The sequence below is a fragment of the Vibrio sp. McD22-P3 genome, assembly GCF_021568915.1.
GTDB classification, from domain to species: domain Bacteria; phylum Pseudomonadota; class Gammaproteobacteria; order Enterobacterales; family Vibrionaceae; genus Vibrio; species Vibrio mediterranei.
In genome coordinates this window covers 15335-31812 of the sequence record NZ_JAKGTN010000007.1, presented here as the reverse complement: position 1 = coordinate 31812, position 16478 = coordinate 15335, and the positions used below count along the sequence as shown (strand labels likewise).

The window sequence follows — 16478 nt, the reverse complement described above, 5'->3', positions numbered from 1 at the left end:
ATGAACCAAACAGCCCACCATTATCACCCGAAGACTTTGCTGTATACACACTCTAGTGCATTGAATATATCAGCGGGTTATGAGACCCCTTTAATACCACAATGTGCTTCTTTATCGCCTCTTCCTAATCATGATCCAAGTACTCAATCGTTAAAAATAAATTTGAGTGACGATAGTTGGCAAGTGATCAAAAAGCACAAAGCGGTCACGGCCTACCATAAAGAAACACAGTCACCGAAAGAGTTTGATGATGAATCAAATGTAACCAATGACTACACTATCAAAGTACCTCCAACGCCCTATCATGATTTTAAAGGTGGGGTGTGGACAAGTAACGAAACTAAAGCAACCAAATCTAAGCATGCTGAAATTAACTCTTGGCGTTCGTCTTTGGAAAACGACGAGCAGCAAACTGTACAGGCTCTTGGTACTGATTGGGATGCGGGGCCAGCTGCTCGCTTACGTATAGATTCAACGTTACTGACAGCCGCTATGCCCCCATACTGGACTGATGCTAACAATGTAGATCATGAAGGTATGACACTTGAAGATTTGAAACAGGTAAAGATTGCTATCAGTGAACTTGGTTTTGCTATCCACGATAGACAGCGCACAATGAAGAAAGAAGTGGAAGCCCTAACAGACTTCGATGAGATTCTGAATTACCCAGTCGGTTGGTCAGACGAATAAACCTCCTTTAAATACCATTTAAGCCTAGTATTTTGAGCATTTAACGGTTTGCGCAATTTACTAGGCTTTGTTGTTCAAACGCCGAGGCGCGCTACAACCGGATTATCGAGGTCTCGGTCAATTAGATTAGAAATTTCATTTCTGAATAATCCAGCTTCCATCGACCAATAGGTATCGACATAACTTGTAGAGAGCTCATAGTTAAGACTTGTTTCAGGCTGCAGGTCAGGGTTACCGACGAGTAGGCAGTTACCCTTACAGCTGTTGACGATGTTTTCAGAGGATAACTGAGTTAAAGAGGGGGCTTTAAATGCAGTACCTACGCCACCTTTGATCGTCCATTGATCCGTTGCAGAATGAACGAGGTAGGCTCGTGGACTCCAGTGAGTACCAAAACTTTCATGCATATCAACACGCGTACCGTAAGTTAGTGTGTTTTTCTGGCTCAATGCCCATTGATCCTGGATAAATAGTGCTTGCTGGTTAACCGTTGCCTTGCCGGTTTGAGTCAGGCTGTCTGGGTTCTTTAGTTCGGTGTATTTCCACTCTCCACCAAACGTCAATGTGTGATTGCCAATGACTGTAGTGCCGTGTCCGTCAACAGTATGATTGACTTCATTTACATCATATAAACCTAGGTCGGCATTTCTGTCATTGAAATTGTCTTTGGTTTCAAATGCATCACGATTATATCGCAGTAACGCATCACCCCAATCATAGGTGCCGTTGTAGGTCAAAGCTTGAGTATTACGAACGACTTTAGACTCAGAGTCTGTTAGACCATTGGTTGACTCAATCACGCCATCACGCTGGTCGTCAGCGTAGCTAAAGTCAAACGCCAGATCGTGCTCGTTGTTGATATACCACTGGAGACTACCACTTGCTGTAAGGGTGTCTCGCTGTTCTAAAGTGGTTGCTTGAGAACGGTCATAGACATTTCCATTGTCGCTAACCCCCTGACCAGAAAAGGCGTGCCACGGATCACGAGAAGACTTATTCATAGAAAGTGATAAAAACAGTTCATCTTCTAGTAACGCGCCAGATGTATTAAATCCTGCGGTGTATTCAGAACCACCATCGTCGTCGCGATATCCATAATCACCACTGACTTGAGATTGCCATTCATTGGTTGGCTTCTTGGTGATAACGTTGATTACGCCTCCTAGCGCCTCTGAACCATAAAGCGCGGACATTGGACCACGAATGATCTCAATGCGCTGAATACTCTCTTTAGGAACCGCTGCAAGATCAAAGTCATTGCCACGGAATACTGCGTTCGAAGAGCTGAGTTTACGACCGTTTACTAGAATCATAGTGAACCCAGCATCCATGCCTCGAATAGAAATCATTTCACGTCCAGCTCTACCTCCGTCCATTTGACTTTCAACACCAGCAATGTTTTTGACTAAGTCATTCAGTGCTAGACCTGGTTCGGATAGGATATCTTCTTCGGTGATGACTGAGATTGAAGCCGGTGCTTTCGTTGTCGATACTTCAGTATGCGTGGCAGTAATAACCATCTGTTCGTCGATACGCGTATCCGAATGACTTTCTGAGTCTGTTTGGGCGATTACTGGGTAAGAAAGGATTGTCGAAATCGCCACTGCTAAGGGCGTAATTGCATGTGTTATGCGGGTCATATTAAACCTAATAGTTGGAGTATTTTTATGGGAAAGGTATTGCTAATGATAACTATTGTCATTAGATGTCAATCCATAAATTGGCTCAATATAACTAGCATCCGGAAATTGCATAATCACTATTCATAAATAGCATAGAGGTAAATGAGGTGTAGTTAAGGTGAATTTGCTGTGAAAATTGGCTGTTTTTTCAATGATTTTGTGTAACAAAAATTAATTTGGATAGAGCGTTTTGAATATTTCTCTAACCCATTGGCACATGGGATCATTGTGGTAGCGTTTATGCCAATACAAATAAATGTCACTGTAAGGTGAGCGTAATTCCTCAGGTACTTCTCTCGTCACCACGTTATGACTGCGTGCGGCATCCTCTGCAAACGGCGTAGGGAGGTGGAAAATGACGTCTGACATTTCAGCCATTTTTGGCGCAGCATTGAAGTTACTTAATCTCAATGGTGTAGAGAGCGGTCGGTCATTGGTGGACAAACCGATGTCGTTAAAACGACTTTGGATAGAGAGAGCTCGGTCGCCATGGAGCGATATTTGCCCAAAGTGACAATCTTTTAAATTATCCGGAGTTAAGGGTTGCTGAGCCAAAGGGTGGTCTTTGTTCATAAGCAGGCGAAAATCACGAGTGGCGATGAGCATTCGATACAGGTTTTGGTCGGCTGCCGGCGGCGTTTGGCTCGAGATAGAAAAGTGTACTTCGCCCGCAATTAATTTATCGAAATGCTTTTGAGGGACAGTATCAATATCGAGGACCATATTAGGCGCATGTTCCCTAAGGTGCATAAACACGGGAGGCAATAGCCAATTCACCTGAGGGACTAAACCGAAAAACTTGATGGTCTTGCGTGATTCGCTTGGGTTAAATTCAGAACCATCAACTAGATTGTCCAACATAGCCAGAATAGAGCCTATGTCTTGTCGAATTAGTTCGCCTTTGGGAGTCAATTCATAACCGTGAGTAGTGCGTACCAAAAGTTCGTCTTTAAATAAATCACGGCCTTTTTGAAGAGCGCGACTGACCGTCGGTTGACTGATATTCAGCGTCAACGCGGTATTAGAAACATGTTTCTTCTCTAATAAGTGTTTTAATATCAGAAGATTACTTAAATCTAGCTGGCTAAGATTCATTTAAGATAGGTACTGGTACGGTAAAAAACTGAAAAAACAGTAGCACTACTTATACGAAAGTAGCAACTAAATCCTATAAAATTCATCGATATAAGCTATTTTGATTAATATCAATTGCACACTGTTCAGTGAATTTTTCAATCTGTAAAAGTGGTTAATAAAGTTTCAACTCATAATATTGTTTGGTGATAAAAAAATCCTACACTGATCACATAAATATAAAGGTAGGTTATGTAAATGAGTGATAACTCCGATCAAAAAAAATCATCCCGTTCTAGCTTGACAAAAATTCTCTTTCTACTTGTTTGTGCAGCAGTATTTGGTGCTCTGTATTGGTCATGGATCTATGCAGACAGTCATCCTAGTACCGAGGATGCTTATGTTAGAGCGAAGATCCTCTCTGTTGCTCCTCAGGTTCAAGGACAGGTTGTCTCTGTTGAAGTTGCGGATTTCCAGCGCATCAACAAAGGCGACTTGCTGCTTAGAATTGACCAACGACCATACTTACTTGCAGTAAAGCAGGCAAAAGCAGCATATCAGTTAGCGGTACAGCAGCATGATGTCGCTGACAAACAAGTGACGGAAGCGGTTGCTGGACTGGATGCAGCGCGAGCAAACTTGAGCGAAGCGCAGATCGAATACAAGCGTACTGATTCATTGGTCACTCGAAAATTGGCGTCTCCACAAGACTTAGATACTGCTAAGAATAAATTAGCTAATGCTCAGGCAAGCCTGGAGCAAGCAAGAGCAAATGTTGAGAAAGCTATTGCGAATCGAGGTGAGCAAGGACTGGAAGCTGCTATCGTCCAACAAGCGGCAGCGCAGCTTGCTCAGGCTGAACTCAACCTCAGTTATACCGACATTACTTCGCCAGTAGACGGACTATCAGGAGAAGTTAGTGCGCACGTAGGAACGGTTGTTTCTGTTGGTCAAACGCTGTTTCCAGTGATCATTGACAACAGCTACTGGGTCCGAGCTAACTTCAAGGAGACAGATCTCACTCATCTTAAACCAGGTCAGAAGGCTGAGATCAAGATCGACATGTATCCTGATTTGGTATGGAACGCGACGATAGAAAGTTTATCGCCAGCCAGCGGTACCTCGTTTTCTCTTATGCCCCCTGAAAATGCGACAGGTAATTGGGTGAAAATTAAACAACGCTTCCCTGTGCGACTTAAATTGGAGGTGCCAGAAAACTCGCCTCAACTTCGTGTAGGTGCAAGTGTTGAGGTGACTGTCGATCTGAAAAGTGACTCGAAATGACCAACCAAATCACCGCTGATAAACGAGGTATCGCTACCGTAGCGGTCATGTTGTCTGCCATCATGGTTTTAATCGATATGACAGTGGCGAATGTGTCACTATCACATATGATGGGAGCTTTGGGGGCAACGGCGGACCAAATTACCTGGGTGTTAACGGGATACAGTATGGCGGAAGCTATTTTTATCCCTATGACCAGCTTCTGGGTGTCGCGATTTGGCGAGCGTAAAGTGATGCTCGTTGCTGTTATCGGTTTCGTTATCGCGAGTGCACTGTGTGGCCAAGCTAGTTCCTTGGAAGAGATGGTGCTATTCCGGATTATTCAAGGCGCGTTCGGTGCTTCGGTTATTCCTTTGGCTCAATCTACCTTGGTTCAGATTTATCCATCTGAGCAGAAAGGTAAAGCCATGGCCATTTTTTCAATTGGTATCCTACTTGGGCCTATCTTAGGCCCAGTTGTTGGCGGTGTTATTACGGATAACCTCAACTGGCGTTGGATCTTCTATGTGAATTTGCCTTTTGGTTTGGTTTGTACCGCGCTTATCTATAAATACATTCACCTATCGAATAAATCTAAACCCAACTTTGATTGGTGGATCATTGGATTTATGGCACTGGGTGTAGGTGCGCTGCAGTTTGTCCTCGATAAAGGTAATGACGAAGACTGGTTAGACTCCCGAATCATTCAAACCGCAATTGTCCTGTCTGTGATAGGTTTGATTATGTGGGCGTATCGCAGCTGGAAAACTAAGAGTCCCATTGCACCTCTTTGGCTGTTGCGAGATAAGAACTTGATGGTGTCGTCGCTGATGATGGCAGTCGTCTCCATGGCCATGTTTGGCTTGACTACTCAGCAGCCAATGTTCTTAGAAAGCTTGCTGGACTATCCGGTTGCAACAACGGGAATGCTCATGGCTCCAAGAGGTCTTGCCTCGGCTTGTATGCTGATTCTGGTGATTCGGCTGAATCCTCAGTTTGATCCGCGACTCAAGATAGTATTTGGATTGACCTGCATTGGTATCGGTTCGTATCTCATGACTCTGTATTCGATGGAGATTGATACTTTTTGGATCGTAACGCCAAGTATTATTCAAGGCTTAGGCTTAGGTTTGACCTTCTCAACGTTATCGTCTTTGGCCTATCTGACATTACCAAGAGAAGAGTCGGTAGCGGGCGCTAGTATCTTTAACTTGTTCCGAACTATCGGTAGCTCATTTGGTATCTCAATTGCCACCACTTACCAGTACCGTGATAGCCAGCAGCAATGGCATGCGCTAAGCGAAGGTTTTAATACCTATAATCCTGCACTGCAAAACTGGGCGGCATCGCAAGGCTTATCAATGACCGACCCACTGGCGTTGCAACAGTATCAAATGATGTTGCACGAACAATCTCAGATGGTTGCGTACGTTCATACGTTCCAATTAGTTGGAGTGATGTTTGTGATTATGATGCCGATGCTGATTTTCATTCGTTCTAAGTAACGGATATGCTGCGAAGTCAATATTGCTAGATGCGAGTATTTTCATAATACGAAAACTCAACTAATCTAGATGTACATTTAGCAAAAAGTGAGTGTTATGGCGGAGCTAGAAACAGAAGGGTTTGAGTTCTATGGTGAAAGTGAACATCGCTTTAGAGCTATGCTAATAGAACGAATTGAAGCTTATATGGTTCATAATCGAATGACTAAGAATCAGGTCGCAGAGCTGGCTCAAATCGGTAAAACTGCGTTTTACAGTAAAATGGATCGTGAGCAAGGCAGTGAGTTTACGATTAGAGACATCTTTCGTTTAGCCAAAGTATTTGATGTCAGCCTATTGCAGATGTTTCCTGTAGACGAAATAGATCGTCAATATGGTGGAAAACTAGCTGTCCCTGCTAGTGTAATCAATATGATGGACACAATGATGTCGATGGACAGTGAAGAAATCGAGTTATTATACGACTTAGTTAATGTGCTTAAGCGGCATAAGAAAATTGATAACCAATAGCACTTAGTGTGTTCATAATATGAAAATACGCCTATATTAGTCTTCATATTTTGTTGTTCCGATTATGAATAATACGTCTTGCTGATTCAAAGGCGACTAATTCATAAACAAGGAAACATTAATATGAAAGCTATTCAGAAAATACTGCTTCTTGGCTCAACAATATGTGCGTTACCCTCAATGGCACACGGCATCTATGTGGGTGCGAGTGTAGGTTATGGAAATCAAGAAAATCAAATTGAAAACCTCAGCTCTGGCACTGGATTTTTGCAGGCTGGTTTTAAATTTAACGACAATATTTCAGCTGAATACCGTTTTGGAGGCGTTGATGAGAACAGTAGCGAGTTAAACTTAAGTTCGTATAGCAGCGTTTATTTACGTGGTAGCTATGAGTTGAAAGAGAACATTGAAATCTATGGCTTACTCGGCGTAACACAAGCGAGGGTGAGTGGTTATATCTCAGGTGATTACAGCAGTAATATTCGAAATATTAGTAGCCCAAGTTACGGGGTTGGTGCTCGCTATGCTGTATCAGATAACATTGGTTTAATGGCAGAGTATGTCGCGGTCGCTACGGGTCGAGATTACTCATTATCTGCAGTCCACTTCGGTGCAGATTATAGATTCTAGTAAATAGGATGAAGGAAACAGAGTGCAGGGATTGCACTTAATCCAATGATTAAAGACCGTTTTTTATGGGGTTAAGGTATTGTCACTCAACTCTAAATACACTGCCTAAAAACACATCATTAACTAGGGCTTGTGTTTGTGCTTGTGAACAATTGGTTGAATGAATATAGGTCTTTATTCCCATAATCTGAATCTGAAGGTGCTGCGCTAATCGCATAGGAGAGAGTTCTTGATTGACCTCTCCGAGGGATTGGGCTTCGGCAATAATTTCAGCAAACTTGGCTTCATTTTTTCTAAGTGAGTAACGCGCAAGCTCTAATAACTCCTCATTTTCTTCGGTAAGTTCTGCGACGGTTTTAGCCAACATACACATAGCGTTAGGGTTATCCACACTACAAGGCTGCACAGACTGTAAGATAAAAGCCTTAAGTCCTTGAAGAGGTGAAGAAAACTGCTTTACGAGATCGTCTAAACGAGCCTGTCCCTGAGTCGAATAATGCTCAATCGCTGCTTTAAACAAGCCTTCCTTGCTACCAAACTCTGCATAAATACTTCCTGGGCGCATATCGATAGCATCTTGCAGGCAACGCATTGATGTGGCGTGGAATCCTTTTTCCCAATAAAGCAACATGGCTTTATGGATAACTTCACTACGATTAAATTTTGCTGGTTTGGCCATAACGGAAGAAATCTATACTGTTGAACGACTGTTCAACAGTATAGCAGGCAGAGAAGAAATTAAGAAAGCAGGCAAAATAAAGGCTGCATATGAGCAGCCTAGCTAGGTGTGTATGCCCTTGAATCTAACTTTATTCTTCAAGTGGCACAACAAGAACATCCACTGGTGACGTATTAATAAGTTGTCGAGAGCTAGAAACAATTTTGCTCCAAAAATCATGATGATGGCCACAAATAATGAGATCAAAACCATGCTCGGCAATGGCGCTCTTTAGCTTATCTCCCAAGTCACCAGTACCCACAATGAAGTGCTTAACCGGACATTTGGCGTACTCGGCAAACTCATGCAGTTGGTCCATGGTTTCTAAATGAAGTGGTCGCTGATCTGGGTTGAGTCTGATATCAACTAGTTCAGGATAAATTTCTCCATGGGTGCCATCAACGTGTATCAATGACACATCAGCATCCAGAAGCTCGGATAGAAAAACGGCTCTATCTATTAACACGTGGCTCTCTTTGGAAAGCTCTACTGCTACTAGTATATGTTTGTACTTCATAACCATGCCCTCACGTTGTAAGTCTTATTACTAGCATAGTCCTATGTTATTCAAAATGTTGTCGATGAGATCGCGGATTGAAGAGAAAATAAGCAGAGCAAGTTTGAATCTTGACCGTTTTAGTATTGTGGAATTAATTGTCCATAATGTCTGGATCGTTTGGTTCTTTTTCTTCGCCTTCAATACGCCTAACCTACACCTCATCAACAAGCTTGGCTTAAGGGTTAGAGTAGCGGTTTACGGTACTGAAACTCACCGAAAAAAGCATAATTCCCCCAAGCTATTAGAGATTCTATAAGTGGAGAGAGCACAGTGACTCATCAAATCATAAAAGACCTAAACAACCGCTATACAGCTAAAAAATACGACGCAGCTAAACGTATTTCTGCGGAAGATATGGAAGTCATTAAAGAAGCGATTCGCCTTTCTGCATCTTCAATTAACTCACAGCCTTGGAAGTTTATTGTGATTGAAAGTGATGAAGCTAAGCAGCGCTTTCACGATACGTTCGCCAACATGCATCAGTTCAATCAACCGCATGCCAAGGAGGCGTCACATACGATTCTGTTTGCGCATAACCCACACTTCACCAAAGACGACTATAAGAAAGTGGTGGATGTAGAGGTTACTTCCGGTCACCTGCCTGCAGAAATGTTTGACCAAATGTTGAATGGCGCGTTTGGCTTTGCGGAGCTGAATACCGATGAAAATGGTTACAACGGCCAGTGGACCAAAGCACAAACGTATATTGCACTGGGCAACCTTTTACACACTCTAGCCCGTATGGGGATTGCGTCTACTCCGATGGAAGGTGTCGATTCCGCGTTGATCGGTGATACCTTTAAAGATGAATTGGGCGGTTATGTATGCGACTTTGCTTTAGCTCTTGGTTACCACAAAGATGGCGAAGACTACAACTACGGCTTACCAAAGGCGCGCTTAGCTCAAGAAGACATCATTACGGTACTTTAAGATAATGTAGTGTTTCCAAACGACCGTCCTATGGCGGTCGTTTTTCGTTGCACCCTACCTTCTACTTTCTTGTTTTACATTCTAAATGTGAGCAACTATTTCTACCGAGTTACGCCTGCGTCAATTCTGCTCAAGTGTTATTCAGCACTGTGAAACATAGGTCAAGCCCATAGACCGCTAACAATATATTGAAATTACTGACTTACTTTGACGGCTTTTACAAGCAGTGGAACAGTAATGAAAAAACGTATCAGACTACTCTTAGTCATTACACTATTTTCGGTATCAATGGCTAAAGCAGACACCGGTATTGGTTTATTCGTCGGCGACCCTTATTGGGGACTCGATGTTAAACACAATGATTTACGTTTTAACGTCAGCCTCGACGATAAAATGGGCTTTGGTGTCAACAAAGTTTTTGGCATACAGAATACGCCGATTTATTTTTTCGCAGGTGGGCACTATGTGAATCGCAATAGTCGTTATATCGCCTTTACACCGGGAATTGGAGCGGAATTTAGAGTGAAGCCTGTGGGGTTTTATTTGGACGTGACCCCGGCGATCTATTTGGATCAATTTGATATAGAGCTTGAGGCCAGAGCGGGTTTTAGGGTGTATTTCTAATTATCAAGATACAAACGAAGAGCGAGAACAGGGAAGAACTCGCTCTTAAATTGATTCAATGGTGCTATTTACTTAGGCTGCTTCGCCAATACTGCATCAATATCAGCAGCGCTATGACGTTCTGCGAGTGCTTCCCATTCTTCGCCCCAAGAGCGGTTAACAATACGGCCACGTTGAACAGCTGGTCGTGCTGCGATGTCTTTAGCCCAGCGAATGAGGTTTGGATAGCTTTCTACGTCTAAAAACTCAGCGGCATTGTATTGATTGTTAATCACTAGATTGCCATACCAAGGCCAAGTTGCGATATCAGCAATGCTGTATTCGTCGCCACCAAGGTATTGATTCTCAGCGAGTCTAGCGTCCAATAAATGTAACTGGCGTTTTGTTTCCATAGTGAAACGGTTAATTGGGTATTCGAACTTTTCTGGTGCGTAAGCGTAGAAGTGGCCGAAACCGCCGCCAAGATAAGGGGCAGAGCCTTGAAGCCAGAATAACCAGTTCATCGCTTCAACGCGCTTAGCAGGATCGCTCGGCAGTAAAGCACCGAACTTCTCTGCTAAATAGAGTAGGATGTTTCCCGATTCAAATACTCGTACAGGTGTATCACCGGAACGATCAAGCAATGCAGGGATCTTTGAGTTTGGGTTAACGTCTACAAAGCCAGAACCAAATTGATCGCCTTCGCCAATGTTGATTAAGTAAGCGTCGTATTCAGCGTCAGATTTACCCAGAGCAAGCAGCTCTTCTAGCATGATGGTAACCTTCTGCCCATTTGGTGTAGCGAGAGAGTAAAGCTGTAAAGCATGCTCTCCAAAAGGCAGCGCTTGTTCATGGCGTGCTCCAGAATCCGGCCTGTTAATGCTAGCCCATTGGCCGCCGCTTTCACTGTCGTGAGTCCAAACTTTAGGTGGGATATATTCGTTACTCATAGCATCTCCTAATGCATTGAATGGAAGCTTTTTTGCTTCATCAGAATCCGACTCGATAGAAAAATCCTAACTCGTTTTTATTAGTATCGCAAATGTTTTGAACAATCGTTCAATTATAATATATGACGAGAAAGTTGCTGATCTTTCAGCCTAGCTTCTGCTCGGTATACAAAGCGCGAATTGCGTTGTGAACCCGCCCTGACTCATCACCAATTTTCCATATCAAAGCCGCAGGAATACTCTTTTTCAGCGATGACTCAACATTGAGTTTTACGAGCTTTCCTGAAGTAATTTGCGGTCTAATAAAGGGTTCAACCGCCATACCCCAGCAAGTTCCGTAGGCGATAGCTGTCTTGGCCGCGGATATAGACTCACACTCCCAGACGTTGGCTGAGATGCTGGTATCCTTAATGTTGACGTCGTGGGAAAGATAGGCTTGCCTGTGACGTTGTAAGTCCACGAGTGTCACCTTTTCCAGCTTGGCTAGTGGGTGCTCGGGACTAGCCACGTATAGTAGTTCCGCTGAAGGTAGAGCGATGGATCCTAGATTGCTAAAAATAGGCTGCTCTAGCAGAGTGAAACCAATGTTAGCCTCACCTTTTACTATTGATGCAATAACTCCGGAGGAAGGCTTCTCGACCAGTTTAAGTTTAAGCTTTGGAAATTTGTCGGCGAGCAACGTCAGAATCTCTTTTTCCATCGGAACGCTGTAAACACTATCCAGCGCCAAGGTAAATTCCGTTTCTTCTTCTGGGTCAAGTTCATTAGCCAAGCGCTCAAAATTTTCACATTGTGCTAAGACAAGTTTGGCCTCTTTTAGAAGAACTTCTCCAGCTGCCGTCAAGGTGGGGTTTCGCGTGGCACGATCAAACAACGCTTGATTAACATCTAACTCTAAATTGGAGATGGTCATGCTTATTGCTGAATGAGTTTTTTTCATTTTCCTAGCTGCGGCAGAAAAAGAGCCGGTTTCCGCAGCGAGAACGAATGCCTGAAGTTGGAGCAGATTAACAGTTAACATGTCAGTAAAACTTACACCTAAGTTCTTCATCTTGTAGATAACACTTAATGTTAGGTGAATTCATGAGCTTTGCAACTCCGGGTAGCTGCTAAGGTTTTTGTTTTGTTCTGTCAATTATTCTTAAGGTTTACTGAATTTGTATTTCAGAAAAAATGACTAATATAAGCGTTGTCAGAGGGGGAAACGGCAACAACGTTTTGACAATACATAGTTGAACGGACGCGCTTTATTATAGTTAGAGAAGGTAAAGACCATGACAACTGACATCAAATCTGTATACAACGAAGACATTGACCCAGTAAAAACCTATGAGCGTAAAGTCTCACCAAACGTCGCTTTCTATGAAGACGTTCGTGGCACTAAAGCCAATGGCACACGCCAGCATGTCTATGATGATGTGTTGTTACCTCACACGGGTAATGCATTTTTGGTGAAAGCAGGTCAGGTCATTCGTTTTGAACAGCGTCCAAGCCTACACAATAATCGCACTCAAATCATTGACGTTCATTTTGTCACTCCAGATCTTGAACAATATGGTGACCACCTAAATACCAGCGCGGTAGAAGGTCTGAATCAAAGGTTGTACAGCGCAGTTTGGTCACAAAGCCGTTATATGGAGAAAATCGTAACCTTGGTTGAAGATGAGTTTCCATACGAAAAAATGGATGAAGATTTTAGTCACATCTTCTTTGCAGCGCATTGCTGCCCTGAATGGCTACATATGTGTTATGGCGAAGAAGGCAACGTGAATAGCTGCCAAGAGAACTTTATTCAAGGCTTCAACCGAGTCCCGGCAATTGCAGCTATTGAAAATGAAACGCTACGACGTCAAGTGGTACAGACGTTTGCTGACCGAAATGATGTGAACATGTTCCAACCAAATAAATTCACTCAAGACGACAATGGTATTACGCGCTGTGTCTTAGCTCCTACGCCGACGGTTGATGATGGTGTCGGCTGTGAGTTCTATGCTGAAAAAGACATTTATGTAGTGGTAAGCAATTGTCCTTATGCAGACCAAGCATTGCCTTACCCAGAGGCCCGTCCAAACCCAGTGTATGTGAGCGTTTATGACACGGGAATTCAACCGGAAACCAAACACTTGGGAGATATCGGTGGTTGGGAAGAACGAATCTACCAACGCATTGCGACCAAAGATAACTCGATTAAATAGAGAGGGGTCTTTATGTCGAATCAACCAGACTCAAATCTAACAATGTTGGTTGATACTCCGATAAAGAAGGTGGCGCTGGTTGCCTTCATTATTACCAACATAGGAATGTTTGCTGTGCCAGCAGGACTTGGAGCGCTAGGTGCTTCAATGAGTTGGTCAGCAGAACAAACGGTATCGATAGTCGGCATTGGGTTTGCCATTAATGAAGTCATTTTATTTGGCTCCATCGCCATTCTAGGAAAGCCTCTCGTAGGCTTGATAAAGCGCAAGATTAAGACGTTGTTTAAATCTTCAAAGCGCAATAGTAAGTAACAGACATCAATCTTCTAAAGGACAAAAACTGAGCAAGGACGCTTACTAAATTTCTGAAGTCGAGCCAGGAACCCTCGGCCGTAGCCTACATGGATGTTGCAATCATAGGTAAATACTTATGTGCCATAAACATGTAAATCAAGTAGAAAACTTCGACTCTAGTTATAACTCTGATGTTGATCCAGTAGAGACGTTTGCGAGAGCAATCAGCCCAGACTTGGACTTCTACCAAAAAGTGAGGGCGACTAAGTCTGGTGAAAAACGTCAATTGGTTTACACGGACGTACTTGAAGCAGAAACCGGTAATGCCTTCTTAGTGAAAAAAGGTCAGGTTATTCGTATTGAGCAGCGTCCAAACGCAAAAGGTAACAATGGTCGTACTCAGATTATGGACGTGCTGATGGTAACCCCAGACTTAGAGCAATACAGCTGTCATTTAAGCTCTACAGCTGTTGAAGGGCTTAACCAAAGACTATATTCCGGTATTTGGTCTCAAAGTCGTCATTTCGAAAAGATGGCGACGCTGGTGGAAGATGAGTTCCCATATGACGAATTACCAGAAGGTTTCTCGCATATTTGGTTAGCAGCGCATTGTTCTCCTGAGTTGATTGGATTGGCACAAGGTAAAGAAAACGTGCGTAACTCTTGTCATGAGAACTTTATTCATGGCTTTGGGCGAATTCCTGCCATTGCTAACATTGAAGATGACACCTTGCGTCAGGAAGTGATTCAATTTTTCTCGGACCGTAATGATTGGAATATCTTTCAAGGCAATCGCTTTACCCAAGATGAGAACAGAATTACGCGAGCTCGAATGTGTCCAACCCCACCTGTGAAAGATGGAACGGCGATTGAGTGGTACGCAGAAAAAGACCTGTATGTTGTGATTTCAAACTGTCCTTATGGTGACCAACACACCTGCTATTCAAAGATTAAGAATAACGATGTGTTTATTGAAGTGTATGACACGGGTATTGCTCCTATACACGGCGAAGCCACTAAGCGGATTCAAGGTTGGGAACAAGCTGCATTGGAGCGTGTTGCCAAGCGCGACCAAACGCTAGCCCATGATTGCCCAGTCGACGAGATTAAACTACCTGTCGAATTAGCCCACTTAGCTTCAAGGTAGTACATACCTCTTCCTCCTTCTTCCCCCGCTTTTTTGCGGGGTTAGGCGGTTGTAACTTGCGCTATTTGCGCGCCATTTCTAAAGACAGAGGTAGTAAATGAAAAAAGTACTGTTAGTTGCACTGGTAACGGGTTTCTCGAGCATGGCTCAGGCAAGCAATGACTATGTTGGTTTTCGTATCGGAGCCGGAGCAACAACAGGGATGAAAGTGGATGGGGTAGGGACATTAAAGGCACAGCCTAAAATAGAGGTTGGTTATGATTTTAATCGGATTTTCTCAGTTAATGGTTCATTAATGAGATTCGATGGTGAGAACAATCACTACTCCTCTGATGCGCTGTATGGTGGCAAAACTGATGGATACGATGCGCGAATTGAAGGCGAAGTCGGCTATGCTTTTAATATCGCGGACGGCTGGGGTTTAAAGCCGTATGCGGCTTTTGGCGGCGCACACGTAAGTGGCTCTATTGAGTCATACAACACGGGGCCATTAGCCGTCATCCACAGCGGAAATCAAGACAACATTGGTGCGTATAGTGGCAATTTTTCAGGAAATTATCTGACGTCTGCGGCAGGGTTAAGGCTAACCACGCCTGTGGGTATTTATGCAGATGCAAGAGTACAAAGTCTTTATATGACCGGAAACCAAGAAGTGCGAACCCCAGTGAAAGAGAATGCCCAATTTGGTTTTACCGTAGGGTTTAAGTTCTAAATGAACTGCCAGAGGAGATCGCCTGATTTCTTCTGGCTTTGTTTTTAGGTTGCCGTAATTAATTGGCGCATTGGCCGAGTTCGCGGATTCTAATAGATGCCAACCTATTAAGAATGAAGGAAACAAAGCAAGAATAATCGGACATCAATGTTTTCGAGTGAAAGATATACTAGTGCAATATTTTCAATGGTAGATGACCAACTTTTTGGTCAATAGAGAAACACTAATGAGACTATTAATAGCGATTCTTATTCCATGGTTGCAATTTTTCACAATCGGAAAACCTGTAGCGGGGGTGATCTGTTTGATTCTGCAAATAACTTTAATTGGTTGGATACCTGCGGTTATTTGGTCTGTGTACGCACTGAATCAATACGAAACAGATAAAAAAATAAATGTTGCCTTAGATGATGAATAGAGAAGGTTTTGAACTTAGCTCTAGAGAATGTTAAACCAACTCCTTGAATCATCTGGCGAATATGGCACTCAAATACATTTTATTGACTCACCTTAGTACAAAAGCGGTGAATGGTGCGACGTTAGTTCGAACTATCAATGCGTTACCATACTGGCAAGTTAACTCTCAACAGGTATATACCGAACTAAAACGAATGACCTCGTATGGTTGGATTAGTATGAGTACGACCGAGCACAGCTATAAGCCAACAGAACGACAATATATAGTTGAAAAAGAGGGGAGAGAGGCACTTGCCAATTGGCTCGGGCGAAAGCTAGCATTTCCTGCAACACGAGATGAGCTGTGCGCAAAATTGATGGCAAGCGGAAGTATGGATTCTAGTGATGTCATACATTCACATTTGCTCAGTGGCTTGCACCAAACTCAACAAGCGCTGAACAACATTCTGCTTTATCTAGACAATGTTGCTCACGACAGGCAGAAAGCTTCTTCCGCTAAGCTTCAATGTAAACAGCTACAAGCACGAATTCAATGGCTAAACGAATGCATTGATGAAACGCTAGAGCGAGAGGTCATGATCGTTCCAGAAGTGCTGTAA

19 protein-coding genes are annotated in these 16478 nt (G+C 43.2%); 13 read left to right on the top strand and 6 right to left on the bottom strand.

The window, feature by feature from the left end:
• Window positions 1-690: a DUF4376 domain-containing protein gene (locus L2W36_RS09680; RefSeq protein ID WP_236109903.1), complete on the top strand. Its 690-nt coding sequence runs from the start codon at window positions 1-3 to the stop codon at window positions 688-690.
• Between the two features lie 74 nt (window positions 691-764).
• Here the strand turns inward: L2W36_RS09680 and L2W36_RS09675 are convergent, their stop codons facing one another.
• Together L2W36_RS09675 and L2W36_RS09670 are read right to left on the bottom strand one after the other, a co-directional pair.
• Complete coding sequence (locus L2W36_RS09675) at window positions 765-2330, bottom strand: TonB-dependent receptor domain-containing protein (protein ID WP_236109902.1); 1566 nt, start codon at window positions 2328-2330, stop codon at window positions 765-767.
• 213 nt (window positions 2331-2543) lie between these two features.
• Window positions 2544-3467, bottom strand: a complete 924-nt coding sequence (locus L2W36_RS09670; protein ID WP_236109901.1) for a LysR family transcriptional regulator — start codon at window positions 3465-3467, stop codon at window positions 2544-2546.
• Window positions 3468-3704: 237 nt separating this feature from the next.
• On the opposite strand from L2W36_RS09670, the gene L2W36_RS09665 reads away from it, so the two are divergent.
• From L2W36_RS09665 to L2W36_RS09650, 4 genes are all read left to right on the top strand, one after another.
• Window positions 3705-4730, top strand: a complete 1026-nt coding sequence (locus tag L2W36_RS09665; RefSeq protein ID WP_006069358.1) for an HlyD family secretion protein — start codon at window positions 3705-3707, stop codon at window positions 4728-4730.
• Complete coding sequence (locus L2W36_RS09660) at window positions 4727-6214, top strand: MDR family MFS transporter (RefSeq protein WP_062458657.1); 1488 nt, start codon at window positions 4727-4729, stop codon at window positions 6212-6214. The genes L2W36_RS09665 and L2W36_RS09660 overlap by 4 nt, the downstream gene beginning before the upstream one ends.
• Window positions 6215-6310: 96 nt before the next feature.
• Window positions 6311-6724 (top strand): helix-turn-helix domain-containing protein, encoded by a 414-nt coding sequence (locus L2W36_RS09655; RefSeq protein ID WP_088878923.1) that lies wholly within the window; start codon window positions 6311-6313, stop codon window positions 6722-6724.
• Between the two features lie 123 nt (window positions 6725-6847).
• On the top strand, window positions 6848-7354 hold the full coding sequence (locus L2W36_RS09650; protein WP_236109900.1) for a porin family protein: 507 nt from the start codon (window positions 6848-6850) through the stop codon (window positions 7352-7354).
• A gap of 82 nt (window positions 7355-7436) precedes the next feature.
• On the opposite strand, the gene L2W36_RS09645 is transcribed toward L2W36_RS09650, so the two are convergent.
• Together L2W36_RS09645 and L2W36_RS09640 are read right to left on the bottom strand one after the other, a co-directional pair.
• Window positions 7437-8033, bottom strand: coding sequence for a TetR/AcrR family transcriptional regulator (locus L2W36_RS09645; RefSeq protein WP_088878921.1), 597 nt, complete (start codon window positions 8031-8033; stop codon window positions 7437-7439).
• A 130-nt stretch (window positions 8034-8163) separates the two neighbouring features.
• Window positions 8164-8589 (bottom strand): universal stress protein, encoded by a 426-nt coding sequence (locus L2W36_RS09640; protein ID WP_006069355.1) that lies wholly within the window; start codon window positions 8587-8589, stop codon window positions 8164-8166.
• Window positions 8590-8901: 312 nt separating this feature from the next.
• Here L2W36_RS09640 and L2W36_RS09635 point away from each other — a divergent pair, with 312 nt between their 5' ends.
• Together L2W36_RS09635 and L2W36_RS09630 are read left to right on the top strand one after the other, a co-directional pair.
• Window positions 8902-9561 (top strand): nitroreductase family protein, encoded by a 660-nt coding sequence (locus L2W36_RS09635; protein WP_038230704.1) that lies wholly within the window; start codon window positions 8902-8904, stop codon window positions 9559-9561.
• A gap of 237 nt (window positions 9562-9798) precedes the next feature.
• A complete protein-coding gene (locus L2W36_RS09630) occupies window positions 9799-10185 on the top strand; it encodes a hypothetical protein (protein WP_236109899.1) in 387 nt (128 codons plus the stop codon).
• A 68-nt stretch (window positions 10186-10253) separates the two neighbouring features.
• Here L2W36_RS09630 and yghU read toward each other — a convergent pair whose 3' ends face one another.
• A complete protein-coding gene (gene yghU, locus L2W36_RS09625) occupies window positions 10254-11114 on the bottom strand; it encodes a glutathione-dependent disulfide-bond oxidoreductase (RefSeq protein ID WP_236109898.1) in 861 nt (286 codons plus the stop codon).
• A gap of 145 nt (window positions 11115-11259) precedes the next feature.
• The gene (locus tag L2W36_RS09620; RefSeq protein ID WP_236109897.1) at window positions 11260-12135 is read right to left on the bottom strand and encodes a LysR family transcriptional regulator; all 876 of its coding nucleotides are present in this window, start codon (window positions 12133-12135) and stop codon (window positions 11260-11262) included.
• 253 nt (window positions 12136-12388) lie between these two features.
• Between L2W36_RS09620 and L2W36_RS09615 the strand changes: the two genes are divergently transcribed.
• From L2W36_RS09615 to L2W36_RS09590, 6 genes are all read left to right on the top strand, one after another.
• The gene (locus L2W36_RS09615; protein WP_088878916.1) at window positions 12389-13309 is read left to right on the top strand and encodes a DUF1989 domain-containing protein; all 921 of its coding nucleotides are present in this window, start codon (window positions 12389-12391) and stop codon (window positions 13307-13309) included.
• Between the two features lie 12 nt (window positions 13310-13321).
• On the top strand, window positions 13322-13621 hold the full coding sequence (locus tag L2W36_RS09610) for a hypothetical protein (RefSeq protein ID WP_006069349.1): 300 nt from the start codon (window positions 13322-13324) through the stop codon (window positions 13619-13621).
• 118 nt (window positions 13622-13739) lie between these two features.
• A complete protein-coding gene (locus L2W36_RS09605; protein ID WP_236109896.1) occupies window positions 13740-14750 on the top strand; it encodes a DUF1989 domain-containing protein in 1011 nt (336 codons plus the stop codon).
• 97 nt (window positions 14751-14847) lie between these two features.
• Window positions 14848-15462, top strand: a complete 615-nt coding sequence (locus tag L2W36_RS09600; RefSeq protein WP_062458621.1) for an outer membrane beta-barrel protein — start codon at window positions 14848-14850, stop codon at window positions 15460-15462.
• 193 nt (window positions 15463-15655) lie between these two features.
• Window positions 15656-15880: a YqaE/Pmp3 family membrane protein gene (locus L2W36_RS09595; protein ID WP_086027610.1), complete on the top strand. Its 225-nt coding sequence runs from the start codon at window positions 15656-15658 to the stop codon at window positions 15878-15880.
• Between the two features lie 61 nt (window positions 15881-15941).
• Window positions 15942-16478, top strand: coding sequence for a PadR family transcriptional regulator (locus L2W36_RS09590; protein WP_236109895.1), 537 nt, complete (start codon window positions 15942-15944; stop codon window positions 16476-16478).